The sequence below is a fragment of the Janthinobacterium saanense genome, assembly GCF_014200675.1.
GTDB lineage: Bacteria > Pseudomonadota > Gammaproteobacteria > Burkholderiales > Burkholderiaceae_D > Janthinobacterium.
The window spans coordinates 82,759-108,572 of record NZ_JACHCI010000005.1 but is presented as its reverse complement, the minus strand read 5'-3'; the positions used below and the strand labels follow the sequence as shown (position 1 = coordinate 108,572).

The 25,814-nt window shown below is 61.2% G+C and carries 25 protein-coding genes; 7 read left to right on the top strand and 18 right to left on the bottom strand.

Annotation, left to right across the window (positions count from 1 at the left end; all coding sequences use genetic code 11):
• Positions 1–38: 38 nt before the first annotated feature.
• Positions 39–701, top strand: a complete 663-nt coding sequence (locus tag HDE72_RS09635) for a DUF2306 domain-containing protein (protein WP_183739610.1) — start codon at positions 39–41, stop codon at positions 699–701.
• Here HDE72_RS09635 and HDE72_RS09630 read toward each other — a convergent pair.
• The 10 genes from HDE72_RS09630 to HDE72_RS09585 all read right to left on the bottom strand — a co-directional run bounded on the left by HDE72_RS09630 (position 685) and on the right by HDE72_RS09585 (position 15,025).
• Entirely contained in the window at positions 685–2,214 is a 1,530-nt protein-coding gene (locus HDE72_RS09630; protein ID WP_183739607.1) for a methyl-accepting chemotaxis protein, read from the bottom strand. The genes HDE72_RS09635 and HDE72_RS09630 overlap by 17 nt on opposite strands.
• Positions 2,215–2,300: 86 nt before the next feature.
• Entirely contained in the window at positions 2,301–3,023 is a 723-nt protein-coding gene (locus HDE72_RS09625) for a GntR family transcriptional regulator (protein WP_183739604.1), read from the bottom strand.
• An 81-nt stretch (positions 3,024–3,104) separates the two neighbouring features.
• Entirely contained in the window at positions 3,105–4,046 is a 942-nt protein-coding gene (gene kdgK, locus HDE72_RS09620) for a 2-dehydro-3-deoxygluconokinase (RefSeq protein ID WP_311735209.1), read from the bottom strand.
• Positions 4,047–4,123: 77 nt separating this feature from the next.
• Positions 4,124–6,259, bottom strand: coding sequence for a glycoside hydrolase family 28 protein (locus tag HDE72_RS09615; RefSeq protein WP_183739601.1), 2,136 nt, complete (start codon positions 6,257–6,259; stop codon positions 4,124–4,126).
• Between the two features lie 87 nt (positions 6,260–6,346).
• Complete coding sequence (locus HDE72_RS09610) at positions 6,347–7,618, bottom strand: porin (RefSeq protein ID WP_183739598.1); 1,272 nt, start codon at positions 7,616–7,618, stop codon at positions 6,347–6,349.
• A 117-nt stretch (positions 7,619–7,735) separates the two neighbouring features.
• Positions 7,736–9,025: an MFS transporter gene (locus HDE72_RS09605; protein WP_183739595.1), complete on the bottom strand. Its 1,290-nt coding sequence runs from the start codon at positions 9,023–9,025 to the stop codon at positions 7,736–7,738.
• Between the two features lie 132 nt (positions 9,026–9,157).
• Entirely contained in the window at positions 9,158–10,600 is a 1,443-nt protein-coding gene (locus HDE72_RS09600; protein ID WP_183739592.1) for a tagaturonate reductase, read from the bottom strand.
• 11 nt (positions 10,601–10,611) lie between these two features.
• Positions 10,612–12,210 carry a UxaA family hydrolase gene (locus HDE72_RS09595; protein ID WP_183739589.1) on the bottom strand — a complete coding sequence of 533 codons (1,599 nt, stop codon included), beginning with the start codon at positions 12,208–12,210 and terminating at the stop codon, positions 10,612–10,614.
• A gap of 19 nt (positions 12,211–12,229) precedes the next feature.
• Complete coding sequence (gene uxaC / locus HDE72_RS09590) at positions 12,230–13,633, bottom strand: glucuronate isomerase (RefSeq protein ID WP_221291219.1); 1,404 nt, start codon at positions 13,631–13,633, stop codon at positions 12,230–12,232.
• A gap of 396 nt (positions 13,634–14,029) precedes the next feature.
• Positions 14,030–15,025 carry a zinc-dependent alcohol dehydrogenase family protein gene (locus HDE72_RS09585; protein WP_183739586.1) on the bottom strand — a complete coding sequence of 332 codons (996 nt, stop codon included), beginning with the start codon at positions 15,023–15,025 and terminating at the stop codon, positions 14,030–14,032.
• A gap of 92 nt (positions 15,026–15,117) precedes the next feature.
• Between HDE72_RS09585 and HDE72_RS09580 the strand changes: the two genes are divergently transcribed.
• Positions 15,118–16,053 (top strand): LysR family transcriptional regulator, encoded by a 936-nt coding sequence (locus tag HDE72_RS09580; RefSeq protein WP_183739583.1) that lies wholly within the window; start codon positions 15,118–15,120, stop codon positions 16,051–16,053.
• 39 nt (positions 16,054–16,092) lie between these two features.
• Here the strand turns inward: HDE72_RS09580 and HDE72_RS09575 are convergent, their stop codons facing one another.
• Positions 16,093–16,611 carry a DNA-deoxyinosine glycosylase gene (locus tag HDE72_RS09575; RefSeq protein WP_183739580.1) on the bottom strand — a complete coding sequence of 173 codons (519 nt, stop codon included), beginning with the start codon at positions 16,609–16,611 and terminating at the stop codon, positions 16,093–16,095.
• A 111-nt stretch (positions 16,612–16,722) separates the two neighbouring features.
• Between HDE72_RS09575 and HDE72_RS09570 the strand changes: the two genes are divergently transcribed.
• Both HDE72_RS09570 and HDE72_RS09565 read left to right on the top strand, forming a co-directional pair.
• Positions 16,723–17,151 (top strand): Mpo1 family 2-hydroxy fatty acid dioxygenase, encoded by a 429-nt coding sequence (locus tag HDE72_RS09570; protein ID WP_183739577.1) that lies wholly within the window; start codon positions 16,723–16,725, stop codon positions 17,149–17,151.
• Positions 17,152–17,327: 176 nt separating this feature from the next.
• Positions 17,328–17,777, top strand: coding sequence for an outer membrane lipoprotein (locus HDE72_RS09565; RefSeq protein ID WP_183739573.1), 450 nt, complete (start codon positions 17,328–17,330; stop codon positions 17,775–17,777).
• 10 nt (positions 17,778–17,787) lie between these two features.
• On the opposite strand, the gene HDE72_RS27730 is transcribed toward HDE72_RS09565, so the two are convergent.
• Entirely contained in the window at positions 17,788–17,919 is a 132-nt protein-coding gene (locus HDE72_RS27730) for a hypothetical protein (RefSeq protein WP_260176590.1), read from the bottom strand.
• 165 nt (positions 17,920–18,084) lie between these two features.
• Between HDE72_RS27730 and HDE72_RS09560 the strand changes: the two genes are divergently transcribed.
• Positions 18,085–19,029, top strand: coding sequence for a DMT family transporter (locus HDE72_RS09560; RefSeq protein ID WP_183739570.1), 945 nt, complete (start codon positions 18,085–18,087; stop codon positions 19,027–19,029).
• Entirely contained in the window at positions 19,026–19,526 is a 501-nt protein-coding gene (locus HDE72_RS09555) for a GNAT family N-acetyltransferase (protein WP_183739567.1), read from the top strand. The genes HDE72_RS09560 and HDE72_RS09555 overlap by 4 nt, the downstream gene beginning before the upstream one ends.
• A 194-nt stretch (positions 19,527–19,720) precedes the next feature.
• Here the strand turns inward: HDE72_RS09555 and HDE72_RS09550 are convergent, their stop codons facing one another.
• Positions 19,721–19,858 (bottom strand): hypothetical protein, encoded by a 138-nt coding sequence (locus HDE72_RS09550; protein ID WP_183739564.1) that lies wholly within the window; start codon positions 19,856–19,858, stop codon positions 19,721–19,723.
• 252 nt (positions 19,859–20,110) lie between these two features.
• Here HDE72_RS09550 and HDE72_RS09545 point away from each other — a divergent pair, with 252 nt between their 5' ends.
• A complete protein-coding gene (locus HDE72_RS09545) occupies positions 20,111–20,290 on the top strand; it encodes a hypothetical protein (protein WP_183674584.1) in 180 nt (59 codons plus the stop codon).
• A 5-nt stretch (positions 20,291–20,295) separates the two neighbouring features.
• On the opposite strand, the gene HDE72_RS09540 is transcribed toward HDE72_RS09545, so the two are convergent.
• From HDE72_RS09540 to hutG, 5 genes are all read right to left on the bottom strand, one after another.
• Positions 20,296–21,717 (bottom strand): glycine betaine ABC transporter substrate-binding protein, encoded by a 1,422-nt coding sequence (locus HDE72_RS09540; protein ID WP_183739561.1) that lies wholly within the window; start codon positions 21,715–21,717, stop codon positions 20,296–20,298.
• A gap of 90 nt (positions 21,718–21,807) precedes the next feature.
• A complete protein-coding gene (gene hutI / locus HDE72_RS09535) occupies positions 21,808–23,034 on the bottom strand; it encodes an imidazolonepropionase (protein WP_183739558.1) in 1,227 nt (408 codons plus the stop codon).
• A gap of 13 nt (positions 23,035–23,047) precedes the next feature.
• Positions 23,048–23,623 carry a HutD/Ves family protein gene (locus tag HDE72_RS09530; RefSeq protein ID WP_183739555.1) on the bottom strand — a complete coding sequence of 192 codons (576 nt, stop codon included), beginning with the start codon at positions 23,621–23,623 and terminating at the stop codon, positions 23,048–23,050.
• The gene (locus HDE72_RS09525; RefSeq protein WP_183739552.1) at positions 23,623–24,984 is read right to left on the bottom strand and encodes a formimidoylglutamate deiminase; all 1,362 of its coding nucleotides are present in this window, start codon (positions 24,982–24,984) and stop codon (positions 23,623–23,625) included. The genes HDE72_RS09530 and HDE72_RS09525 overlap by 1 nt, the downstream gene beginning before the upstream one ends.
• Before the next feature lie 5 nt (positions 24,985–24,989).
• A complete protein-coding gene (hutG, locus tag HDE72_RS09520) occupies positions 24,990–25,778 on the bottom strand; it encodes an N-formylglutamate deformylase (RefSeq protein ID WP_183739549.1) in 789 nt (262 codons plus the stop codon).
• Positions 25,779–25,814: the final 36 nt, after the last annotated feature.

Sequence of the window (25,814 nt, the reverse complement as noted above, 5' to 3'; positions counted from 1 at the left end):
GCGTCCGTGTTGTCGGACGCATCAGCCCGGAGTCATGCATGCCCCAGCCGCACCTGATCAATATCAGCATCCACATCCTCGCGGGCAGCGCCGCCATCCTCCTGGGATTTTTCCTGCTGGCAAAAGCCAAGGGTAGCTCTGAGCACCGCCGCCGTGGCCGGCTATTCGCCGGGCTGACCTTGCTGGTCTGCACCACGGCCACCATCGGTAATGTTTTGTTTGGCTACCGCCCCGTGTTTGCCGTGCTGACGGTGCTGGTGCTGTACCAGTTACTGAGCGGCTGGCGCGCCGTGTACACGCGGGCAAGCGGCCCGCAGGCCATCGATGGCGCCATGACGGTAGCGGCGCTGGCCGCAGGGCTGCTTATCTTGCTGCGCCTGGTGGAAGATGACTCGGGCCAGCGGGCCATCGTGGTGCTGTCGTCCCTGGGCGGCCTGGCCACCATTTTGCTCTACGACAGCGCGCGCTGGCTGTTTCCCCACCGCTGGCATGCCGTATTGTGGCGCTACGAACACATCTATAAATTGCTGGCCTCGCTGTTCGCCATGCTGTCGGCCGCCGCCGGCAACCTGCTGCCTGCGGGCCAGGCCTGGACGCAGCTGGGGCCATCGGTGCTGGGCCTGCTCTGCATCGCCTGGTACTGGCGCCGCCAGTATCAGCAACAGCGGCAAGCGCGGCAAACAGTCAGCGTTCCAGCCTGAACAGGCTCACCAGTTGCGACAACTGATGCGCCTGTTCCTGCATGGCCTGCGCGGCGGCGGCGGCCTGTTCCACCAGCGCCGCATTTTGCTGCGTCACGTCGTCCATGCTGATGATGGCCTGGTTCACTTGCGCGATGCCCTCGCTCTGTTCATGCGTGGCCGCGCTGATGTCGTGCATGAAGGCCGTCACCTTGGCGATGCTCTCGACCACGTGCTGCATGGTCTCGCCGGCCTGGCTGGCCAGCGCGCCGCCCGCCTCTACCTGCGTCACCGACACGCCGATCAAGTCCTTGATTTCCTTGGCCGCACTGGCCGCCCGCTGGGCCAGGCTGCGCACTTCGCCCGCCACCACCGCGAAACCACTTCCCTGCTCGCCCGCGCGCGCCGCTTCCACGGCCGCGTTCAAGGCCAGGATATTCGTTTGAAAAGCGATGGCGTCGATCACGCCGGTGATCTCGGCGATCTTGCGTGACGACTGGCCTATCGCGCCCATGGTATCGACCATGCGCGCCACCACGGCGCCACCCTGCTGCGCCAGTTGCGAGGCATCGCCAGCCAGCGCACTCGCCTGCTGCGCATTACCTGCATTCTGGCTGACGGTGCCCGTCAGTTCCTCCATCGAGGCGGCCGTCTGCTCCAGCGAACTGGCTTGCGCCTCGGTGCGCGCCGACAGGTCCAGGTTGCCATTGGCGATTTCCTTCGAGGCCGCCGCTATCGCCGTCGCATTGCCGCGGATCTGGCGCACCGTGGTGGCCAGGTCTTGCTGCATGCGCGCGATACTGTGCAGCAGGCTGCCATCGTCGCCCGTACGCAAGGCCACCGGAGCCGATAAATCGCGCCCGGCGATGCGCCGCGTGACGTCGCCCGCATAGGCAGGTTCGCCACCGAGCACGCCCAGCACGCTGCGTATCACTTGCCAGCCCAGCGCCAGCATCACGGCCAGGGCGGCGACAAAGAACCACAGGAACTGCATGGCTGCATGCCAGAAGGCGTTCTCGATATCGTCATTGAAAAAGCCCGTGCCTATCCACCAGCCCCAGGGCTTGAAGGCGATGATGCCATTGAGCTTGGCCACCAGCTGGCCATCGCGGCGGCTCTTGACGGACACCAGTCCCACTTCATCCTTGGCCAGCGCTTCAATGTAGGCCAACGAATCGGGCCGGCCATCCATGGTTTCGCCTTCGGCGATCACGCCGATATTTTTCGGATTCGGGTGCACCAGGTTCAAGCCGTTCGGCAGGCGCGCCCAGTAATAGCTTTTGCCATCGTTATTGAGCTGGGTCAGCGCTTCCTTTGCTGCTGCCTGCGCCTGTTCGCGCGTGAGCTGGCCCGACAATTCCTGGCCGTGATAATGGGCGGCCAGGTGCGCGCCCATCTTGAGCATATTGATAATTTGCGCCTGGCGGTCATGCTGCATGGCCTGGTAAAGATTGCGCAGGCTGTAGGCGCCCAGCATGGCCATGGCCAGCAATGCGGCGCCGACCAGCAGGGTCAGACGGTGGGACACTTTCATGTGTAATCCTTTATTGATGCATATCGACAGGCGTGCCGGGTCCCGCCCGCTGCGCTGGCAGGCAGATGACGGACGGCAGGAAGGCGTTAGCGCCTGGGTTTGACGGCGAGATGCGGCATGAAGTATTCAGGCCGCAGTTTGCGGGTGATTTCCAGCACCGGCAGCACATGATCGAGATGGCTGCGCATGGCGGCGACGGCGTGCTGCGGGTCGCCCGAGGCCACCGCTTCCACCACCTTGCCATGTTCGGCCATCACGTCGCTCATGCGTCCTTCCAGAGGCAAGGTCAGCTGGCGATAACGGTCCATCTGGGTTTTCGCCTGCAAAATCATGGGCCAGACGCCGGGATACCCTGACAATTCGGCCAGGGCTGCATGAAAATTCTCATCGGTGCGGTGAAAGCCCCGTATATCGTTATTGGTGATGCAGTCGGCCTGCGCGGCGAGGATGGCGCGCAGCCTGGCGATGCCTTCCGGCGTGGCCCGCTCCGTGGCTTTTTCTATGATCGCTGTCTCCAGCGCGCAGCGCACCAGCATGGCTTCTTCCAGCGAATCGAGGGGAATGCGGGCGACAAAGGTGCCCACGCGCGGCAGCACCTCGATCAAGCCTTCCTCGGCCAGGCGCTGCACCGCTTCATGCACGGGCGTGCGGCTGGTGCCCAGTTCTTCGGCCAGTTCCTTCTCCACGATGCGGGTGCCGGGCAGCATGCTCATCTCGACAATACGCTGGCGCAGCAGGCCGTACACGCGGCGCGCGGCGCTGACGCCGGTTTCGCCATCGGCCGAAGAAAGAGTAGACGTCAGATTCATAGACTTGTTTGTAGACTTGTTTTTAGCGGAACAGCAAATTAAACGGGGAAAACGGCGTATTCGATGATACAGCTTCTACGCTCATACGGCAGGCATTTCCGTGCGCGCGATGATGGCGCCACGCTGGCCTATCACGCAGGCGGCCAGGCGGTGCCCTGCCCGCGCCGCACTGGCCGGCGGCTGGCCCGCCAGGCGCGCCGCTACATAGGCTGCGCCGAAGGAATCGCCGGCCGCCGTAGTGTCGACCACGCGCGCCACCGGCTGGGCGGCGACTTCTTGCTGCTCGCCCTCGCGCCAGACGATGCAAGGCTGGGCGCCGCGCTTGAGCACGATCTCGGGCACGCCCAGCGCCGCCGTGCGCGCCAGTACCTGCGCGATGCTGGCCGGCCCGTACAGCGCCTCTTCATCGTCCAAGGTCAGCAAGGCCAGCGACGACAGGCTCAGAATGCGGTGGTAAATCGAAGCGGCGGCATCCGCGCTTTCCCATAAACGGGGGCGGTAATTATTATCAAAGATGATCTGGCCGCCCTGCGCATGGCATTGCGCCAGGGTCGCCAGCAGCAGTTCGCGGTCGGCGGGCGGCAAAATCGCCAGGCTGATACCGGACAAAACCACATGGCGCGCGCCAGCCAGCTCACGCAAGATGTGCGGCGCCTGCAGCCCGCGCATCCAGTAGCGCGCCGCCGAATCGCTGCGCCAGTAGTGAAAGTGGCGCTCGCCCAAGGCATCGGTTTCGATCAGATACATGCCCGGCAGTTTATCGTCCAGGCGCTGCACGCAGCGGGTATCGATGCCCTCTTCCTGCCAGCTGGCGCACATATCGTCGGACAGGCCATCGCTGCCCAGCGCCGTCACATACGCCACCTGGTGCTGGCGCGCATCGAGCAGGCGGGCCATGTACAGCGCCGCATTCAGGGTGTCGCCGCCAAAGCGGTAGGCCATGGCTTGCTCCTGCTGCTGTTCCTTGCGCTGCAATTCGATCATGCATTCGCCGATCACGAATACGGTGTCTGCTGATTCCACTATGCTTCCCTTTCAATCAGGAGAACAAGCTGCCGCGCCGGCATCACGCAAGATGCATGGCGCGGCGCCTGCCGGTGTTACTTTTTATCCCAGGTCGAACCGAACAGGTTCGACTGGCCGATGGCCGGGAAGTCGACGAAAGCCTTGCTGCAATCGACTACCTTGTCCACATCGACCGCCTGCGTGGCCGTACCATTGACCGTCACGCGTTCGGCGGCATTGGCAAAGATCGGCAAATTGCTGCCCTTGATCGTCAGGTTGGCGTCGGACGAAGTCATCGTCGTGGCGTTAGGCGAGTCGGTCACCACATTATTCAGGCTCATCACCAGAGGATACTGTGGATTGTCGAAACCGCCCGTATTGGCCTTGAAGCCCTGCAGCTTGATGGCCGTGTTACCCATGATACGCACGTTATCGAGCGTGATATCGTGGAAGTTCGGGTACAGCGGGCCGGCCGCCGGCAAGGCCTTGGTGCTGTAGTAGGTGGTAAACAGCAGCGCGTTCTGCGCATCGCGGATGCAGATATTGCGGTAGTGGACATTGCTCACTTCACCGCCGCGCGCATAGTCGGACTTGATGCGCAAGCCTTCTTCCGAATGCGTGAACGAATTGTCGTAGACCTCGACGTTGGTCACGCCGGCGTTGGTTTCACTGCCCACCGAAATGCCATGGCCCCAGTAGATGTGGTTATGCGCGATCACGATGCCGTGCTTGCGGTCCGAACGCACGTCGCGCTTGCCATCGATGGCGAACAGGCCAGAACCGGCCGGCGATGGATTGGAACTGCCTTTCAGGGCCACGTCATCGTCGCCCGTGCTCACAAAATTGTAGGCAAAGACGAAGTTTTTCAGGTAGCCGTCAAACGACATGGCGCCCGCAGAAGTGGTGCTGCTGCCGGTAGCCAGCTTGCCCGAAATGGCCTTGCTGGCCGCACCCGGATCGAAGGCATCCGTATTCTTGACGTTGTCCGCATTCCAGGTTTCGCCGTTGTACAGCGGGTTGCCGTTACCGGCCGGGTTGGCAAAAGCTGCCAGCGTCGGCGTCTGCACCTTGACGCCCCACACCGTCAAGCCATCGACGCCGCTAGGCACGACGTGGAAGTTGGCGCTGTTATTGAGCGAGATGCGGTACAGGGTCAGGTTTTTCGCATAGTTAAACACCATCATGCGGAAGTTCGATTGCGAACCCGTGCCCGTGACGCCGTTCTGCACCATATTGCCCAGGAAGGCCAGGTCCCACCAGCTCATGTTGCGCGCCGACGATTTGGAATCGACAAAAGTACCGCCGTTATCGCACGACACGCCATCGGCCGCCTGCTTGCCGGCCGCGTACGAGGTATAGGTGTTCGAGCAGGTCATGTCGACCTTCATCAACGGGTACAGCTTGTTGGTGGTGACGATTTCCGAGTAGGCGCGGCTGTCGATTGAACCATCGCCCATGACGGCCGAATTGACCAGGTTGGAACCGTTGATCAGCGCCGAGCAGTTACCCGAGCTGCCAGCCTTGCTGGAGCTGACGGCCGTATTGCCGCAGTAGGGGCCGGCCGGATTCGGCGAATACGTGGTCACGTCGCGCGAGGCGTACAGGGTCACGCCCTTGTCGATCCACAGGGTCACGCCCGATGGCAGGGTCAATGGACCGCTGATGAAGCCATCGCCCACGCCGGAACGGTTGACCACCAGGCGCACGGCGAACTTGCTGGCGCGGTATTCGGGCTTGGCCAGTTCCTCGCCCGAGACGCCGGCGATATTGACGTTCTTGACGTTGGCCGTCTTTTGCGCCGCCGTGGCGGCAGCGTCGGCGGCGGCGATCTTCGCACCCACTTCAGCGTCGACGGCAGCGCCGCAAGCGTCCAGCGCGGCCTGGATACGGGCCTGGTCAGGATTGGCGGTGGCGGTAGTCACCACGGCGCCCACGCCAGGTTTCGACGGGTCGGCTTCCGGCGGCAGCGAGCCGTCGGGACGGCGCACCAGGTTGCCCGACGCTTCCAGCGTGGCGCAGACCTGCGTGTCTTTCGGCAGGCTAGGTTCAGCCGGCAGGTCCGGATCGTAGGACGTGGTGCCAACCTGATAGACACTGCCCGGGTTATAGCTGGTGGCGGTGTCGCCATTGGTGCTGCCACCACCGCCGCACGCGGCCAGCATCGCGGCCAGTGGCAGTGCCACGCAGGCTTGCGTCCAGCCTGTATTGAGTTTTTTGCTACCTGACTTCATGTTTGCATCTCCTGATGTAAGCGCCGCTCTGACGTGGCAGCGCTGTAGTCCTTAAGCCGGCTCTGGCCGGACTTGTTCATTACGAATTTAAAAACGGGCGATAAAACCGAAGCCGAAGGCGCGCGGCGAATTACCCGGTGCGAGGAAGGCGTCATCCTTGCCCGAGTTATTGCTGTGCAGCGGAGACTGGCCCAGGTTGACGTTCTGCTGCGCCTTGTTATTGATGCGCGTGAAATACACATACGGCATGAACTGCTCGTCAATCTTGTAGGTCGCGCCCAGCGACACCTGCGTGGCGCCGAAATCGTCGGGCTTGGCGAAAGTGGTGTTATCGAGCTTGCCCAGCTTGCCGGCGGCCAGCATCACGGTCACGTCGTAGCCCACTTCCTGGCTCAGCGAGGCCATCACGGAGCGCTGCTTCATGCTGCCCGTGACCAGCGAGGTGTAGATGTTGCCCGGTGTCGGCAGCGACTGCACGGCGTAGCCATAGCTGCCCGACTCAAACCCCAGGCCAACCGAGGTCCTGGTCGGGAATTTATACGTCGCCAGCAGCTTGTAGAACGAGGTGTTTACGCCGCTGACCGAGGTATTGCGCATGCCGAAACCCTTGGACAGGTTTTCCACATCGACGCCCGTATTTTGCTGGCGGTCGTAGCCGGCGCCGATGGAAAACGCACCGATGCTGTACTTGGCGGCCAGCGAGTAGCGCGCACGGTCGTCGCCCGTGCTGCGCTGTTCATCGAAGCCATACGATGCGCCAGCCTGGAAACCGCGCCATTCAGACGACAGGTAGTGGGCCGAATTCTTGTAGCGCGCTTCGCCGCGGCCGAACAGGCTGTCGGCGTTGCCGCTCAACTGGGCCGAGGTGTTGTTCCACACGTCCACGCCCTGCACTGACAATCCCAGGTTGCCGCCCAGGGCGCCGCCCGAGCCGACCAGGCTGCGGTAGACCGAATCGTTATTACCGACGATGAAACGGCCGAAACGCTTGCTGTCGATACCGACAAAGGTATTGCGCGATTCGATGGTGGCCGATTTGCCCTGGCCATTCACGCCGCCTTCGTCGAAGTTATTCAGGCTGCCTTCGATTTGCCAGATGCCGCTCACGTCGCCGCGCAGGCCGATAGAACCGGCAAAGCCGATGCGCGAATTGCCATCCGAAATACGGCCACGGCTGGCGTAAGGCGTAGCGCCGCCGACGGCTTTCACCGATTCGATTTCGCCGTTCAGGAAACCGTAGATGCGCGTTTCCACATGGCGGTTTTCCAGGATGCCGTCGGCCAGCGCGCTGCCGGACAGCGCTGCCAGCATGGCGGCCGCCAGCAGCTTGCGGGGGTAGTGATTATTCAATGGTGTCATGTGCTTCTCCTCTTCTCGCGCCTTGGTGGACGCCTATGTGTATAAACATCGTAAAAAAACAGCTCCCCGCCGCACCGCGCGGTGCAGGAAAACAGCGGGGAAAATCGGGATAGGTCTTTAGCTGCTGAAGGCTGGCTGGCCCAATGGCACACTCGGAGCGATCTTTTCGCGTATCAGCAGGCACACCACGGCAGCGGCGACCAGGTCGAATACGGCCAGCAGCATGAACAGCGGGCTGTAGCCAACCACCGTCACCAGCACGCCGAACAGCAGGGTGAAGACGGTGGCGCCCAGGTAGCCGGACATGCCGGCCAGGCCGGTGGCGGTGGCCACTTCGTTCTTGCCGAAGACGTCGGAAGTGATCGAATACAGCGCGCCGGACAGCGTCTGATGCGCGAAGCCACCCACGCATAACAGCGCGATGGCCGCATACGGACTGGCCACCAGGCCGATGCAGGCCGGGCCTATCATGCAGACGGCGCCGACGATGACGACCAGTTTGCGCGAAGTGAACAGCGACACTTTCCAGTACTTGTGGAACCACGGGCTCAAATAGCCGCCCAGCACGCAGCCGATGTCGGCGGCCAGGAATGGCAGCCAGGCGAACATGGCGATTTCCTTGATGTTCATATGGCGCTCGGTGGCCATGTAGAGGGGAATCCAGGCATTGAACGTCTGCCAGGCTGGCTCGGACAGGAAGCGCGGTATGGCGATGGCCCAGAAATTACGGCTGCGGACGATCTGGTGCCAGCGGGCCTTCTTGACCTTGTCGCTGTGGTGGCTCGCTTCCTGGCCTTCCAGGATGAAATCGCGCTCCTTGTCGGACAACAGTTTCTGGTCGCGCGGATGCTTGTAGAACAGCAGCCACAAGCCCGTCCAGACGATGCCGATGGCGCCGACGATGACGAAGGACATTTGCCAACTGCCGTGCAAAATGGTCCACACCACCAGCGGCGGTGCGCACAGGGCGCCGATAGAAGAGCCGATATTGAACCAGCCAATGGCGATCGAGCGCTCCTTGGCGGGAAACCATTCGGTGGTGGCCTTCACACCGGCTGGAATACCGGCCGCTTCAGTCAGACCCAGCATGCCACGGAACAGGGCCATGCTTTGCCAGCCTGTCGCCATCGCCGCGCAGGCGCAAGCCACGGACCAGGCCAGCGCGAAGATGGCGAAACCGATCTTGGTGCCGATGGCGTCGATCACATAACCGGCAATGGGCTGCATCAGTGCGTAGCACACCTGCCACGCCACCACGATATAGGAATACTCCTGGGTAGTGATATTGAGTTCGCTCATCATCGTCGGTGCCGCCACCGACAAGGTATTGCGCGCCAGGTAATTGACGATGAGTCCAGCCGTCACCAGCCCGACCATCCACCAGCGCATGCCGCGTATTTTAGTCATTGTGTCTCCCTCTATCCATCCATGGCGGCGCATGTGCGCCGTCTCTTTTTTGGGCCGTTCAGCCTTCCTGGGGAAGTGCCTTCGGCCTCGGTTATGCGTACTGCCTGTTACTTCTGTGCTGCCTTGATACTCTTATTGCGCCTGCAAGGCGCCCCGCATGCCCTGCTGTTCGATACGCTGCAATGCGGCGGCCACCGCTTGCGCCAGGCCCGGCACCAGGTTCATGTCGCGGCCCCATACCTTGTCGTTCGCCAGCCAGTCCTGCGCCAGTTGCAGCAAGGTTTGCCGGCCGCTATCCACCTTGTCCCAGCCCTGGCTGAACCACGCCAGGCTGGCCGCATCGTCGGACAGCACGATCACATCGCCCCGGTACAGGCGCATGGTGGCGGCCAGCGCCAGCACCAGACGCTGCGGAAAACGGCCATGCAAATCGACATAACGCAGCATTTGCGGCGCGACACGCGCGGCAAATTTGCTCCAGCTGTTCAAGGCAATCGCCGACAAGCGGTGCTGGATGTAGGGATTGCGAAAGCGCAGCAGCACGTCGCGCGCGAATTGCTGCAATTGCTCTTGCGGCAGCGGCAAGGCGGGGATGATTTCCTGCGCCAGCGTATCGGCCAGCCAGGCGCCCACCTGGGCATCGCTGACGGCCGCGCCCACCGTATCGAGGCCCGCCAGCAAGGCCACGGGTACCAGCGCCGTATGGCCGCCATTCAGGATGCCCACCTTGCGTTTCTTGTAAGGTGTGATGTCGTCGACCAGCTGGATATTCAAGCCGGCACCGGCCAGCTTCAATTCATCGGCCAGCCATGCCGGGCCTTCGATGACGAACAGATAGTAGTGTTCGGCCGCCACCAGGAACTGGTCGCGATAGCCCAGCACTTCTTCGATGGCCTCGGCCTCGCCTTGCGGATAACCGGTGACGATGCGGTCGACCAGGGTCGAGCAAAACACGCAAGTGCCAGCCAGCCAGTCGGCAAAGCCCGCGTCCAGCTGCCACAAGCGGGCAAAGTGCAGCACGGCCGCCTTCAGCGCGGGGCCATTGCGCTCGATCAATTCACACGGCAGCAGCACCACACCCCTGTTGCGGTCGCCCTCGAAATGCGTGTAGCGCTCGAACAGCAAACGCGCCAGCTTGGCGGGAAAACTCGATGGCGGCGCATCGTGATAGGCGTCGTGATCATTGACGGCGATGCCCGCCTCCGTCGTGTTCGAGACGATGAAACGCAGTTCAGGCAGGCTGGCCAGCGCCAGGTAATCGCCATACATGGTCGATGGATCGATTTCGCGCTGCACGCAGCGGATAGTGCGGCAGGTGCTGACGGCCTTGCCGTCTTCATCGAGGCCGCGCACGATGGTGGTAAACAAGCCATCCTGCACGTCAAGCAGGGGCGAGCCGCTGCCGCCGCGCGGACGCACCACCACCACGCCGCCATTCAGACCAGTGCGTTCGTTGAGCAGGTCCACTTGCCAGTCAAAAAAGCCGCGCATGAAATTACCCTGCCCGAACTGAAGAAACTTGATCGGCAGGTCGAACGGCGCGCTGCGCTGCAGTGCTGATACTGATGCTTGCATGGGAGTGTGAATCACAGTGAAATGTCGCGTTTCCAGAAGATGAAATCGTATTGCTGCAGGCGGTCGGCCTTGGCCTGGTACTGGCCGCCAGCGGTCGCCACCACCATGTCGAACAGGCCGTTGGCCACATCCGGCAGTGGCGTGCCCTCGATCACGGGACCGCAATCATAATCGATCAAATCCGACAGCTTTTTGGCCACCCGCGTATTGCTGGAAATTTTCAGCACCGGCACGATGGGGTTGCCCGTCGGCGTGCCCAGGCCCGTGGAAAACAGCACCACGTTGGCGCCCGAAGCGACGATGCCCGTGACCGACTCCACATCGCCGCCCGGCGTGCACAGTAAAGACAGGCCCGGCCTGGCGCTTTGTTCGCCATAATCGAGCACGGAAACGATGGGCGAAGTACCGCCCTTCTTGGCTGCACCGGCCGATTTCATGGCGTCGGTGATCAAGCCATCGCGGATATTTCCGGGGCTGGGATTGTCGGCGAAATGCGTGCCCACTGCTTCGGCGCGCGCTTCAAAGTCGCGCATCAGGCCCAGGAAGCGGCGCTTGTCGTCGTCGTTTTCGCAGCGCTCGATCAGGTTCGCTTCGACGCCGCACAGTTCGGGAAATTCAGCCAGGATGGACGAACCGCCCACGGCCACCACCATGTCCGACACCAAGCCCATGGCCGGGTTGGCGGAGATGCCGGAAAAACCGTCCGAGCCGCCGCACTTGACGCCGATCTTCAGGTGCGACAGCGGCACCGGCTTGCGCTGCACCTTGTTCGCTTCCTTCAGCTGGACCAGGGTATCGGTCAGCACGGCCTTCATCATCGCGTCTTCGCTATCCCACTTCTGCTGTTCATAGATCAGGCATGGCTTGTCGAAATGGGGATTCTGTTTGGCCAGCGCTTCCTGGAACATGGCGATCTGCGCGTTCTGGCAGCCGAGGCTGAAGACGGTGATGCCGGCCACGTTAGGATGGTCTGCATAGGCGGACAGGATCTTGCACAGCGAGCGCGCATCGGCGCGCGTGCCGCCGCAGCCGCCGTTGTGCGTGATGATGCGCACACCATCCAGATTCGGAAACGGCCGTACCACGGGTTTCGGCGCTTCCATGTCTTCGCCCAGCAGCGACAATGTAAATGAAGCCAGGTCGTTGCGCGTGTAGCCCAGCGGCGCTTCCAGCGCATTGCGCAAGTGTTCTACATTGCGGTTTTCACAGAACACCAGCGGGAAAATCAGCCAGTAGTTGGCCGTGCCCACGCGGCCGTCGGCGCGCACCACGCCGGGAAACGTGGCGCCTTTGAGACGCGTCACGTCCGGCGGCGTCCAGCGATACGGCGCCTGCGCTTCCAGTTCCACGTCGGCCGCGTAATGCTGCAGGTTTTCCGTGGTGACGGCTTCGCCGCGGCGTATCTGCGCCGTCGCCTTGCCGACCGGGACGCCGTACAGGCGCAGAATCTCGCCGGCCGCAAAGGCGTGGCGGGCCAGCTTGTGCTTGGTCTTCACGGGGCTGCTGATGAGGATGGATTCCGCTTCCCACTGCACCACTTCACCAGCCACCAGATCGGACAGGGCGACCAGCATGTCGTCGTCGGGATGAATGCACAATACTTTTTGCATGACAGTTCCTGGCGGCGGCTTAGAGTTGGAAGTATTTGCGGGCGTTGTCGTAGCAGATGCCGCGCACGATGGTGGCCAGCGCCTCGAAGTCAGCCGGGTATTCGCCACCCGCGACCCAATCGCCGATCTGGCGGCATACCAGGCGGCGGAAATAATCGTGGCGCGGATACGAAGCGAAGCTGCGCGAATCGGTCACCATGCCGACAAACACGCCCAGCACGCTGTGGTTGCCGAAGCCGACCAGCTGCTGCAGATTGCCTTCCTTGTGGTCGTTGAACCACCAGGCCGGGCCGAACTGCAGCTTGCCGGCGACGGTACCGTCCTGGAAGTTGCCAACCATGGTAGACAGCACTTCATTCATGTTCGGGTTCAGGCAGAACAGCATGGTCTTCGGCAGGCGGTCGTCCAGGTCGAGCGCGTTCAGCAAGGACGCCAGGCCGGCGCTGCAGCGCATGTCCGAGATCGAGTCGTAGCCCGTATCCGGGCCCAGTTTGGCCCGCATGCGGTCATTGTTGTTGCGCTGCGCGCCGATGTGCAGACACATGGTCCAGCCATAGTTGGCGTACACGCGGCCTATCGCCTCCAGCAAACCGCGCAGGTACAAACCATTTTCAGCATCGCTCAACAAAGTGCCTTGCAGACGCTTGGCAAACAGCGCTTCGAGTTCTTCCGCGCTGGCCGCCTGCACCGGCAGGGTCACGTCGACGGCGTGGTCCGAAATGCGCGCGCCACGTGCATGGAAGAATTCCACGCGCACGGCCAGTGCGGCGATCAGTGAAGCAAACGAGGTGACGGGGACATCGGCCACTTCGCCCAGGCGCTTCAGATACTCAGGGAAGCGCGGCTGGTTGATGCGCATGGCTTTGTCCGGACGGTAGGCAGGCAGCACGCGCGTTTTCAAGGCCGAGGCGGCGATTTCCGCATGCTGCAGCAAGTCGTCGGCCGGATCATCGGTGGTGCAGGCGATTTCCACGCCGGCCTGTTCCAGCAGCGACCAGGTATCCATGGACGCCAGCCTGGCGTTCGCCTGTTCCCAGATCGCATCGGCGTTTTCTTCATTGATCAGCAGATCAATGTTAAAGATGCGGCGCAGTTCCAGATGGCTCCAGTGGTGGATAGGGTTGCCGATGGCCAGTGGCAGCACCTTGCAAAAGGCGCGGAATTTTTCCTGGTCCGAGCGCTCGCCCGTGATAAATTCCTCGGCCACGCCAGCCGTGCGCATCAAGCGCCATTTGTAATGGTCGCCCGCCAGCCACAGTTCGGCGATATTGCGGAAGGTCTTGCGGCTGGCGATCTCGCCCTGCTGCAAGTGCGAGTGGTAATCGATGATAGGCAAGTCGGCTGCCACCTCGTGATACAGCTTGCGCGCCATCTCGGTGGTGAGAAGAAAATCCTGATTCATGAACTCGGTCATCGTAGCCATCTCCTTGCTGCGCACGATGAATCTGCTCTCCATCGCGCTGTGTTTTTGTCGTGGCACCACATTGGCGCACTCTGATATATCAGAATATTAAATCTAATATATCAGATCAAGCAAGCGCAAAAGTGTTACCAAGGCAATTTAACGGGCGGGGAAACAACAGCTGGGGTAGCGGCCCGGAACGGCGGGAGGCAGGGGAAGAAGGTCAGGCGCAGACAGGAATCGTCAATAACATCGCGCTTGAGCAAGCTGCCCGATCGGGTACGCTGACGATACTATTGGGGGGAGAGCAACAACAGCAAGGCGCATCGATGAAAACCAGAATCATGACCGATACGGCGACCGGTCTTCAACGATGCGTTCTACTGGATGAAGATGAAGTCCGTTCTTAATTCATCATTAATGGCGGATCACGACTTTACCAAAGAGCTTGCGTTCAGAAAAATGAACCCAGGCAGCTTTGATGTCGTCAAAAGCATACGTGCTATCGATGACAGGCCGGATATTGTGTTGGGCAATTACCCTGATCATATCTTCCAGATCCCGCCGGCTACCGACAGCGACCGGCCTGAAGCTGGCCTGGCTCATGAACATGGACATGAAGTCGATATTACCTGCCACGCCTGCAAGCACACCAACCAAAGCCACTTGTCCACCCAGCGCTACCGCCTTGATCGATTGACCCAAGGTATCTGGCCCGCCCACTTCGACCACCCTGTCCACACCCTTACCATTGCTCAATTCGCGCGCCTTGCTCCCCCAATCGGGCGTTGCACGATAATCGATGACGTGATCTGCGCCTAATGCAAGCAGCCGGTCCGCCTTTTCGGTACTCGACGTGGTGGCGATCACGCGAGCCCCGAGCGCTTTGGCCAGCTGCACCGCAAACAGCGATACACCGCCTGTGCCCTGGGTCAAAACAGTGTCACCCGCGCCTACGCCTGCCAGCGCTGACCAGGCCGTCACGCCTGCACAAGGCAAGGTAGCCGCTTCCTCGAACGAGAGATGCTCGGGCAGCGCCACCAGCGCTTCTGCATCGACAATTTTATACTCTGTCAGCCAGCCATCCTGATCGACGACATATTGCTGCGGCATGCTGTTGAAAGTGCCGCCAAACCAATTCGGGAAAAAACTGTTGACGACGCGATCACCAACCTTGAATCGACTTACGCCGGATCCTACCGCCTCGACCTCGCCAGCCGCATCGGACAGCGGTACCACACCAGGCTTGACTGGCAGCGGATACCAGCCAGCCAGGATTGCCATGTCGCGGAAGTTCATGGAGCTGGCGCGAATACGCACCAGCACTTGCCCGGCACCAGGCAAGGGAACGGGTTCCTGACCAGCAGTAAGTCCCTCAGGACCGCCGAATTGTTCAATACGATAGCTACGCATCACTGTTTCCTTAGAGTTTGGAGTGGAGTACATCAAGTGTAAGTTTCGGTCTATTGATTGACAATACTGAACATTCAGAACAGTATGATTAGATGAACTTACCAATTGATAGAACTTATCTGGACGGCCTGGTGACCTTCACTACGGTCGCTGAACAACATGGCTTCAGGGCCGCGGCAAGAATTCTCGGTGTCACGCCGTCGGCAATCAGCCAATCGATACGCACGCTCGAGCTGCGCATCGGCGCGCCCTTGTTCTTCCGCACTACCCGCAATGTCAACCTGACTGAAGCAGGAGAACATCTATTGACACATGTGCGACCAGCCATTGAACTACTGACAACTGGCTTGAACGCAGCTGCTGGCCTGGGCAGCAAGGTCAGCGGACGTTTGCGCATCAACGTGCCCCGATCAGCGCTGCCCTTGCTGTCCAAACGCCTATTGCCTGATTTTTTTGTACTGTATCCCGAGGTCGAACTCGAACTGGTTGCAGACGATGATTTGGTCAATATCATCGAGCAGGGATTCGATGCAGGAATACGTCTTGGCGAACTGGTGCAGCAAGACATGGTTGCAATCCGTCTGACGCCGCCGTTGCGTTTTGTCGTGGTGGGAGCACCGGCGCTATTCGATGTGCATGGCCAGCCAGCCGAGCCGCAGGACTTGCTGCGCTTTCCGTGTATTCGGCTGCGCCAGAAAGTCCATGCGACGCGTCCCTGGGAGTTTACGATGCGGGGGCAGCGTGTAGAAGTCGATGTGAAGGGGCCACTCATCGTCAATGACGTCGCCATGTGTGTCAGTGCCGCGCTGCGCGGCACTGGCCTGTTCCAGATGCCATTGCCAGAGGCGATGCGCCACGTGGAAAACGGCAATCTCGTGACGGTACTCGATGATTTCAGTATCGAGACTCCTGGCCTGTCGCTCTACTATCCCGGCCGCAGCCAGTCTTTGCCAAAGTTACGGGCCTTCGTCGATTTCGCCCGCGATAGAATGCGTCGCGCCTTCGAGGCCGCTGATTACTACCCTTAAAACCATTCGATGCGTTCGCACTGGGCATGGGGCATGCTGTTAGCCCTCCTTCAGGGCTGACCAAAGCGCCAATTTTTCACTGAATGGCAGCGTATGGGCTGCACTGCTCGATGGCAGCTTGACGATGCGATAGCGATTCGCCTGTTTCTGTAAAACCTTCAATCCCAGCCTCGCAGCAGTGCCCCCATTAAAGGCGATCACTTCGAGCTTGGGTAAACTGGATGCCAGCGCCACCAGGTCGTTGTCGTCGCGCTCGCGGATATTGCTGTCCAGGCTGCCGGCGCGGTGCGCCTGCGCCACCACATCCCACAGGCCCACGTCATGGGCCAGCAAGGCTGTCAGGCGCGCTTCGTAGGCCAAACTCTTTAAATCCACACCCAGTACTTCCCCCATCAGCAACCAGAATTTGTTTTGCGGATGGGCATAGTACTGGCTGTGCGCCAGCGACTTTTCGCCGGGTAGGCTGCCCAGTATCAACAGGCGCGTCCTGGCATCGACAACGGGATCGAAGCAGCGCTTGCGCGTGTCGGGCAATGCTGAAAATAAGGGCTGGTTCATGGGCTTTCCTGGCGACTGGAAGAGGCGTGTATTTTACCCGGCATGCTACCCGGCGCTGACGCGTGTATTCCGGTGTAGAATTTCCATCAAATGTAAAACAAGAGACAACTCATGCGCACCATCGATAGCCTGCTGGCACAGTATGGCGAAAGCCACCGCAATCACGTCAATGAATGGGTACACATCGTGTGCGTGCCCTTGATCGTGTTCAGCCTGCTGGGGTTGTTGTGGAGCTTGCACGCCAGCGTGGCGCTGGCCGGCAGTATTGTGGCCTTATACTATTATTACAAATTGTCGCGGCCATTTGCGGCGGGCATGCTGATGATGCTGGCCGTGATACTGGCAGTCTTGCTGATACTGCCGGGGGCAACCATCTTGCCGCTGTCGCTGGCGATCTTCGTGCTGGCGTGGATAGGCCAATTCATCGGCCACCAGATCGAGGGCAAGAAACCGTCCTTTCTCGACGATCTGCGCTTCTTGCTGATAGGCCCGCTTTTTGTGCTGGGATTTTTGTACCGGCGCTTCAAGCTGGCGTATTGAGCAGCTGAAGTACGCTATAAGCGATCTATAAGCGAGCAGTAGTAGAGTAGCGCCTTGCCGCAACATTTTATTACTATTCAAAACTAGTTATCTTGAGAAGATACTCATGATGACCAGTAATGCAGATGCTGTTCCATGCCATCAGCACTCACTATTTTTGTCCAAGGGAGTCACTCATGAAAGCACCAATTATCGCCGTCGCCTTGCTCGCCACCCTGGCCGGCTGTGCCGTCCAACCGAATTCGGCCAATGTTTACAGCGCGCGCCAGACGCAAAATGAGCAATCGGTGCGCATGGGTACCGTGGAATCGGTGCGTGACGTGACCATCGACAAGGGCGAAAGCGGCACTGGCGTACTGGCTGGCGCGGCGCTGGGCGGCGTGGCCGGTTCGGCGATTGGCGGCGGCAAGGGCGCCATTGCAACCAGCATCCTCGGCGCGGTCGCTGGCGGCCTCGCCGGTCAAAGCATCGAAGCCAATGCGTCGAACAAACGCGGCTTTGAAATCACCGTACGCCTGGACAATGGCGACCTGCGCGCCATCGTGCAAGATGCCGATGAACTGTTCCGCCCTGGCGAGCGCGTGCGCCTGCTGTCGGATGGCCGCAAGACCCGCGTGACGCACTGATCGTCGTCATTTAGCCAAAGGCGCCGGCGGCCATCAGCAAGGAAGATGGGGCCGTGCCTTCGTGCAGCCAGATGGAAATCAGCGTCATGATGATGACATAGGCAATCAGGGTCCACACTTTGAGTTGCAGAGAATTCGGCATGGCGCTACTCCTTGAAATATTTACTTAATGATAATTTAAATATTTTCAAAAATTCAACATTCCTCGCAGACACTGCGCTGCCTCAATGGCTGGCTGCCATCGCTGTTTCAAGCCGATCCGCCAGCGAATGATTCCCCCTGATAGCGCATCGCATATACTTGCGCCATGCCATCTCCTTTCCTGTTTATTATTGCCTGCCTGATCTGGGGCTCGACCTTCTGGGCCATCACCTTGCAGCTGGGCGATGTCGCCCCCGCCGTGTCCGTGGTCTACCGTTTTGGCCTCGCTTCCGCCACCCTGTTTGCCTGGTGCGCCTTGCGCGGCGACAAGCTGCGCCTGCCCTGGCGCGCGCAAAAATGGATGATGCTGCAGGGCCTGGCTTCATTCGCCCTCAGCTATGTGTGCACTTACACTTCGGAACAATATCTGGTGTCGGCCCTTGTCAGCGTATTGTTCGCCCTGATGGTGTTCTGGACGCCGCTGCTGAACCGCATCGCCTTCGGCACGCGCATCACCTTGAGCACTTGCTTTGCAGCGGCGGTGGCCATCTGCGGCATCGTGCTGCTGTTTTATCAATCGATAGGCTTGGCGCTGAAAGACTTGCTGGGTGGCGGCACGGGCCACTTCCTGCTGGGCTTTCTACTGGCCCTGGTGGCCACCATGGCCAGCACGGTGGGCAACGCCCTCGTCATGAAGGTGCGTGAGCACTCACCCAATGTGATGCTGACCATGGCCTGGACCATGCTGTGGGGCACGTCGATGGTGGCCGTGTGGGCGATTGCCACCGGCCAGTCCTGGAATTTGCCGGCGCGCTCCAGTTACTGGATGGGATTGGCTTATCTGGCCATTTTCGGTTCCGTGATCGCCTTCAGCGCCTATTTCACTTTAATCGCCCGCATCGGCACGCAAAAGACCGTGTATATCGGCGTCGTCACGCCCGTCATTTCCGTGCTGCTGTCAGTACAGTTCGAACACTACCGCCCTGCCCCCATCGAATGGCTGGGCATGGTGCTATGCCTGTCCAGCGTGGCATGGGCACTGACTTCGGGCGCGCGCAAGACACAGGCTATCGACTCCATTTCCAATCAACAGAGCGCAAAGGCAACATGAGCATTTCTACCCCCACCCTGACCATCCGCCCTGCACAGATATTTGACGTGGCCGCCATCTTTGGCATGATCCATGAGCTGGCCGTGTTTGAAAAACTCGAACACATGATGATCGCCAAGGAATCCATGCTGCACGACAGCCTGTTCGGCGACCATCCCGCTTGCGAAGCACTGGTCGGCACGGAAGATGGCGTGGTGGTGACGTTCGCCCTGTTCTTCCATAATTTTTCCACATTTTTATGCCGCAAGGGTTTGTACCTGGAAGACCTGTACGTCAAGCAGGCCGCGCGCGGCAAGGGCTATGGCAAGCAGATGCTGGCGGCGCTGGCGCAACTGGCCGTCGAACGCGATTGCGGCCGCTTCGAATGGTCGGTGCTGGACTGGAATGAAAATGCCATCAACTTCTACAAGGGCATGGGCGCCGACGTGATGCCCGACTGGCGCATCTGCAGGGTAACGGGTGATGCTTTGACGCAGTTGTCGAAAGAAGCACAATAAGATATTAAGCTTCACTCCAAAAAAAATCCCCACGGGCTAGCGGCACCGTGGGGTGAACCCATTGTCAAGTGGGAGGGGGAGAATGCAATCAACGAGTTCAATATAAACCTTGACTGTGCGGCCTGCGCCTACCTTTACATTTGCTTACTGCCCTTTACATTTACAAGGGGAGATGCTCACTAAATGTCGTCATTTCATTTCCGTGGCTCAATTAATGTGCCGTGCAAGCCAATGTGTTGTTGCGCAACACCGCTGCCGTCGCGTGATTTCTTATAGATTTGGTACACTGTCAGGCAAGCGATGCAGCCAGCAATCAGGGCGAAAATGACCATGCGACAATCTCCTTGGACGGTATCAGGATCTGCGCATCACAGTGCATGGAATCGGCACTGGACTCGACACCGAGTTGATCAGAGAGTCGGTTGATGCTTGCAGGGAAGATTCAGTGTGGCATCTTTCATCCCAAGGGCATTGCGGGAGATCAAACACGCCATTTTTCAGGCGCCGTGCTCATTGATACCTCGCAAAATGGCGGCATTGTGCTCGCACAAAATGAACGCATCTTCACGCACTGGGAGCCATTCATGAATGTTTCTGCCAAACCGCTGGTCGTCAAACTCTATCGCGCCTATTTGCGCTCCCGCCTGGAACGCTACACGCGCGACTTGCAAGCCATCGCCGAACAGCGCGAAAACGATTTCCAGGCTGAACGCATCCTGCACCAGGCGGTCGTTTCCGTCCGTTCGAAACTGCACTCGCTGTGATCCGATCAAGGCCGGCGCGCCACGGCCCAGCGTTCGACCAGTTCGAACAAGCCTTGCGTCAGCAAGGCCAGCACGGCCGCCGGAATGGCGCCGGCCAGCAGCATGTCGTTATCGTTCAGGGCCAGGCCGATGGTAATGCGTTCGCCGTAGCCGCCAGCGCCGATAAAGGCGGCGATGGTGGCCGTGCCCACGCTCATCACGGCCGCCGTTTTCACGCCCGCCAGTATCACCGGCAAGGCCAGCGGCAAGTCTACGTACAGCAGGCGGTCACGCTTGCTCAAGCCCAGCGCCAGCGCCGCCATGCGCAAGCCTTCGGGCACTTGCAAAATGCCGGTGCAGGTATTGCGCACGATGGGCAGCAAGGCGTACACGCATAAGGCCACCAGGGCTGGCACGGTGCCTATCATGCCCAGCACCGGGATCAATATCGCCAGCAGGGCCAGCGAGGGCACCGTCTGCAATACCCCCACCAGCGCCAGCACGGTTTGCCTCAGCGGCGCATAAAAAGCCGCCAGCACGCCCAAGGGAATGCCGATCAGGCAAGCCACGCCCACCGACAGCAAGACCAGCGTCAGGTGCTGGCGCGTCAGGGTCCATAAATCGTCGCCGAGGATTTTATCGGCCAGGGTAGCGCGCTGTGCCACCTTGCTTGCCTGCCCGCCTTTCGCCAACCACTGCTGCGCCACATCGGCAAAGCGTTTGCCATCGATTTCCACCGCCGCATTCATGGCGATCATGTCGCTCTCGCTGATACGCCCCTGCAGTGCTTGCAGCGCCTTCCAGGCGGTGGGGAAACGCGGCGGCAAGTCGAGCCGGTACAGCAGCATGGCGTCGTAGCGGGGGAAATACTGCTGCGTGTCGGCCAGCACGCGCAAGCCGTACTGGCGTATCTTCGCATCGGTCGAATAGATATCGATCACGTCCACCTGGCGCTGGGCCAGCGCCTCATAAGCGATGCCGTGATCGAGTCCGCGCGGGCGCTGCGGCAAGCCATAACGCGCCGCCAGGCCCGGCCAGCCATCGACGCGGCCGATGAATTCATGCGACAGGCCGAATTTCAGCGCCGGTTGCGTGGCCAGCTGATCGAGGCTGGCGATATTGGCGTCGCTGCGCATGGCCAGCGCATAGGTGTTGTTAAAGCCCAGCGGCACGGCCACGCCCAGGCCCAAGGGCGCCAGCTCGCGGCGCATCTCATCGAGGCTGATCGGCGTATCGTGCTTGAGGATTTCGCTGGCGATGGTGCCCATGTATTCGGCATACACATCGATGCTGCCCGCCTGCAGCGCAGCGAGCACGATGGCCGTGTTGCCCAGTCCCTGGCGATGCTCGGTCCTGACATGCGGCGCAGCGCTCTGCCTGACGATTTCACCAAGGATGTAGGATTCCGTGAAACGCTTGGAACCCACCTTCAGGGTGCCCCCGTCCATGGCTTGCGCAGGCGGCGCGGCGTTAAAGAAAAGGACTAGGGGCAGCAGAAAAATAAAACTCAAACGCACGCGGCGCTCCGGGACGTATCATCAATCCGGCAAGCTTACCACCGCTGTGCGCCAGACACCGCCCTGTACCACGCCCGCGCAGGGATTAAGCCCCATCGCATACGACAGGTCAGCCGGGCGCGCGATACGCCACAGGGCAAAGTCGGCCCGCTTGCCCACCGCCAGGCTGCCCCTGTCGTGCTGCAGGCCCAGCGCGCGCGCCGCGTGGCAGGTAGCACCGGCCAGCGCCTCCTGCGGCGTCAAGCGCCACAAGGTGCACGCCATATTCATCGCCAGCAGCAAGGACGTCATCGGCGAGGTGCCCGGATTGCAATCGGTGGACACGGCCATCGGCACGCCAGCCGCGCGCAAGGCCGCCACGGGAGGTTGCTGCGTCTCTCGCAAAAAATAATAAGCGCCCGGCAGCAGCACGGCCACCGTGCCATGCTGCGCCATGGCCGCGACGCCCGCATCGGACAAAAACTCCAGGTGATCGGCCGACAAACCGTCGTAGCGCGCCACCAGCGCCGCGCCGCCCAGGTCAGACAACTGCTCTGCATGCAGTTTCACGGGCAGCTTCCAGGCGCGCGCCGCCTCGAATACCTGCTCCGTTTGTGCGGGCGTAAAGCCGATACGCTCGCAAAAGGCATCGACGGCGTCGACCAGTCCTTGCGCCGCAAGCGCCGGCAGCATCTGCGCGCACAGCAGGTCGATATAGTCGTCGGCACGGCCCGCGTATTCGGGCGGCAGCGCATGCGCGCCCAGAAAGGTGGTGCGCACCGAAACGGGCAGCACCTGCCCCAGCTTGCGCGCCACGCGCAGCATCTTCGCTTCCGATTCCAGATCCAGGCCGTAGCCCGACTTGATTTCGATGGTCGTCAGACCTTCGGCCAGCAGCGCCAGCAGGCGCGGCAGGCTTAGCGCCAGCAGTTCTTCATCGCTGGCCGCCCGCGTGGCGCGCACGGTGGACATGATGCCGCCGCCGGCGCGGCTGATCTCTTCATAACTGGCGCCATTCAGTCGCGCCTCGAATTCATCGCTGCGGCTGCCCGCATGAACGATGTGCGTATGGCAGTCGATCAAGCCCGGTGTCAGCCAGCAGCCCTGGCCATCGATCAGCGGTGCGGCGCTGGCCGGCAATTCATCGCCTGGCCCAAACCAGGCGATGCGGCCATCCTTGACGGCGATGGCCGCGTCCAGCAGTTCGCCATAGCCCTGCTCCATGGTGGCCAGGTGGACGTTGTGAATCACCAGATCCCAGTCTTGCATCGCTTCTTCCTTCCTAGATAAACAGATCGACGCGGAAAATGGCGACGTCCTGTGCCGCTTCCAGCTGCCATTGCTGCGCATCGCCAGCGTCCAGCAGTAGCGCATCGTAGCGGGACAGATTGAACTGCTGTTGGCCAGCGCGCACCAGCACGTAGCCCTCGCCAGCGACAAACAGCAAGGTCTTGTCGCTGCGCCGTGCCAGCCGGCCAGGCGCGGTGATTTTTTCCAGCTGGTGGCGGCAACGGCTGCGCCGCGTCATCACATTGAAATCGGTGGTGGCGCCCGCTACCTCGGCGCTGACAGCCGCCTCGCCGGGAAACCACAACATCGGCTGGCCCGCGTTCAAGACCACTTTGCGCGCGCCGTCGAGTGTCAAGGATACGGACTCGCCATCGACCAGCATCAGGCTGCGGTCGATGCCGGGAAAGCTGGAAAACGGCCCGCTGGCCGTGATCGTTGCCAGGCTGATGCGCCAGTCGAAATCATCGAAGCCTGCCCCCTTTGGCGAGACGGCGATTTCCGTCGTGCTGCCACCGCCATTTTTCCATGGCGCGACGCGCAGGCTGGCGTGGGGTATCAAGATTGCCATCAGAGCGCCCTCAATTGCGCCAAGGTGCGTTTATACGCGGCGGCGATGGCGTCCTGCGCCAGATGGCGCCCATGACGCACCTGCCACTGGCCGCCGCACAGCACATCGCGTACGAGGTTATCGTTGCCGCAGAACAGAAAGCTGCCCAGCACATCGGCCAGCGCCACGCCGGCCAGATTGACGTGGGCATCGTCCAGCACCAGCAAGTCGGCACGTTTGCCTGGCGCCAGCGCGCCCAGCTTGCGCCCCGCCGCCTGCGCGCCGCCTTGCAAAGCTGTTCGCCACAGATAATCGCCCACCTGCCGCTGTTCAGGCGTGGCGGCGATATTGCGCTGCTGCCGCAACAGGCGCTGGCCATATTCCAGCCAGCGCAATTCCTCCACCGGCGACTGCGACACGTGGCTGTCGCTGCCGATACCGAAAGACCCGCCAGCGCTGATGAATTCAGCCAGCGGAAACAAGCCGTCGCCCAGGTTCGCTTCCGTGGTCGGGCACAGCCCTGCCACGGCGCCGCTGGCCGCCATCTGCACCACTTCGTCCGGCTGCAGATGCGTGGCATGCACCAGGCACCAGCGCCCATCGACGTCGAGCTGGTCGTACAGATACTGCACCGGGCGCCGGCCGCTGAAATCGAGGCACTGCCGCACTTCGCCCTGCTGCTCGGCGATATGGATATGCACCGGGCGTTCAGGCGGCAGCGCCGCCACTACTTCCCTGATCTGGCCCACCGAGGCGGCGCGCAAAGAGTGAGGAGCAAAACCCACTTCTGTCTGGCCATCGCGCAGCGGCGCCAAGGCCTCGATGATATGCAAGACATCATCGGCATCGGTGCGAAAGCGCGCTTGCTCGGGTTTTAAGGGCTGTTCGCCGAAACCGGCATGGCTGTACAGCACGGGCAGCATGGTGATGCCGATGCCGCTCAAGCGCGCTGCCTGTATCACTTTTTCTGCCGTCTCGGCCGGCCGGGCATACAGCGCGCCCTGCGCATCGCGCTGCAGATAATGGAATTCGCACACGGCCGTGTAGCCATGGCGCAGGCATTCGGCAAACAGCTGGGCGGCGATGCTGGCGATCTGCTCGGGCGTGATCTGGCGCGCGAAACGGTACATCAGGTCGCGCCAGGTCCAGAAACTGTCCGCCTGTTCTCCGGCCCTTTCCGTCATGCCGCCCAACGCCCGCTGAAAGGCATGCGAATGCAGGTTGACCATGCCGGGCAAGACATATTCGGCCACTTCCACGCCAGCGGGCGGCTCTGCATTCGCCGTCACAGCCGTCAGGTCGCCCGCCGCATCCCAGGCCAGCAGCACGTCGCGGCACCAGCCCTGCGGCAGCAGCGCATGGCGGGCGAACAAGGCATTCATGCCACTCACCGCTGCACCCACGTCAAGGCCGCTTCCATCATCTGGCGCAGCAGCGGCTGCACCTTGGCCGCCACCTCGGGGCGGTAGCCGAAAGGCGAAGCTTCATCCATGTACAGGCACTGGCACATCTCCAGCTGGATCGCGTGCACGCGCTTGGCCGGCTGGCCGTAATGGCGCGTGATGTGGCCGCCCTTGAAGCGACCATTCAGGGCCAAGGTAAATTGATCCTGTGCCTGCGCCACGTCCATCACGGCATGAGCCAATCCGGCATCGCAGCTGGCGCCATCGGCCGTGCCGAAGTTCAGGTCCGGCAGCTTGCCGTCGAAAAAACGCGGTACGTGGGAAGCGATGGAATGGGCGTCCCACAGCACCACGGCGCCGTGCACGCGCAGCAGACGGTCCAGTTCTGCACGCAGCTGGCGGTGATACGGCGCCCAATAGCGCTGCACGCGCTGCTGCACCTCGGCCGCATCGGGCTCCTGGCCAGACAGGTAGAGCGCTTCGCGGTGGAAGGTATCGTGCGGCAGCAAGCCTGTCGTATCCTGGCCCGGATACAGATTCGTGTCTTCCTGCGGACGGTTCAAGTCGATGGTGTAGCGCGACCAGCGCGCCGACAGCACGGACGCATCCATCTCGCGCAAAAAGCCATACAGCTCGCGCAGATGCCAGTCCGTGTCCGCCTTCTGCAAAGCCTGCGGCGTCAAACGCGCGGCGATATCGTCGGGTATATCGGTGCCCACATGGGGCATCGACACCAGCAGCGCGATGCTGCCTTCATTGAAGCGAAAATCCATGCTTGTCTCCTTGCGCCCGGCTCCTGGCAATCGCCG

Coding starts and splice junctions, on each gene's coding strand:
- HDE72_RS09545 (WP_183674584.1), top strand. CDS start 20,111: ATGAATGTTTCTGCCAAACCGCTGGTCGTCAAACTCTATCGCGCCTAT.
- HDE72_RS09595 (WP_183739589.1), bottom strand. CDS start 12,210: ATGCAAAAAGTATTGTGCATTCATCCCGACGACGACATGCTGGTCGCC.
- HDE72_RS09565 (WP_183739573.1), top strand. CDS start 17,328: ATGAAAGCACCAATTATCGCCGTCGCCTTGCTCGCCACCCTGGCCGGC.
- HDE72_RS09625 (WP_183739604.1), bottom strand. CDS start 3,023: ATGAATCTGACGTCTACTCTTTCTTCGGCCGATGGCGAAACCGGCGTC.
- HDE72_RS09610 (WP_183739598.1), bottom strand. CDS start 7,618: ATGACACCATTGAATAATCACTACCCCCGCAAGCTGCTGGCGGCCGCC.
- HDE72_RS09570 (WP_183739577.1), top strand. CDS start 16,723: ATGCGCACCATCGATAGCCTGCTGGCACAGTATGGCGAAAGCCACCGC.
- HDE72_RS09575 (WP_183739580.1), bottom strand. CDS start 16,611: ATGAACCAGCCCTTATTTTCAGCATTGCCCGACACGCGCAAGCGCTGC.
- hutG (WP_183739549.1), bottom strand. CDS start 25,778: ATGGATTTTCGCTTCAATGAAGGCAGCATCGCGCTGCTGGTGTCGATG.
- uxaC (WP_221291219.1), bottom strand. CDS start 13,633: ATGGCTACGATGACCGAGTTCATGAATCAGGATTTTCTTCTCACCACC.
- HDE72_RS09585 (WP_183739586.1), bottom strand. CDS start 15,025: ATGCGTAGCTATCGTATTGAACAATTCGGCGGTCCTGAGGGACTTACT.
- HDE72_RS09580 (WP_183739583.1), top strand. CDS start 15,118: ATGAACTTACCAATTGATAGAACTTATCTGGACGGCCTGGTGACCTTC.
- hutI (WP_183739558.1), bottom strand. CDS start 23,034: ATGCAAGACTGGGATCTGGTGATTCACAACGTCCACCTGGCCACCATG.
- HDE72_RS09605 (WP_183739595.1), bottom strand. CDS start 9,025: ATGACTAAAATACGCGGCATGCGCTGGTGGATGGTCGGGCTGGTGACG.
- HDE72_RS27730 (WP_260176590.1), bottom strand. CDS start 17,919: ATGCCGAATTCTCTGCAACTCAAAGTGTGGACCCTGATTGCCTATGTC.
- HDE72_RS09630 (WP_183739607.1), bottom strand. CDS start 2,214: ATGAAAGTGTCCCACCGTCTGACCCTGCTGGTCGGCGCCGCATTGCTG.
- HDE72_RS09555 (WP_183739567.1), top strand. CDS start 19,026: ATGAGCATTTCTACCCCCACCCTGACCATCCGCCCTGCACAGATATTT.
- HDE72_RS09530 (WP_183739555.1), bottom strand. CDS start 23,623: ATGGCAATCTTGATACCCCACGCCAGCCTGCGCGTCGCGCCATGGAAA.
- HDE72_RS09560 (WP_183739570.1), top strand. CDS start 18,085: ATGCCATCTCCTTTCCTGTTTATTATTGCCTGCCTGATCTGGGGCTCG.
- HDE72_RS09550 (WP_183739564.1), bottom strand. CDS start 19,858: ATGGTCATTTTCGCCCTGATTGCTGGCTGCATCGCTTGCCTGACAGTG.
- HDE72_RS09540 (WP_183739561.1), bottom strand. CDS start 21,717: ATGGACGGGGGCACCCTGAAGGTGGGTTCCAAGCGTTTCACGGAATCC.
- HDE72_RS09600 (WP_183739592.1), bottom strand. CDS start 10,600: ATGCAAGCATCAGTATCAGCACTGCAGCGCAGCGCGCCGTTCGACCTG.
- HDE72_RS09615 (WP_183739601.1), bottom strand. CDS start 6,259: ATGAAGTCAGGTAGCAAAAAACTCAATACAGGCTGGACGCAAGCCTGC.
- HDE72_RS09525 (WP_183739552.1), bottom strand. CDS start 24,984: ATGAATGCCTTGTTCGCCCGCCATGCGCTGCTGCCGCAGGGCTGGTGC.
- HDE72_RS09635 (WP_183739610.1), top strand. CDS start 39: ATGCCCCAGCCGCACCTGATCAATATCAGCATCCACATCCTCGCGGGC.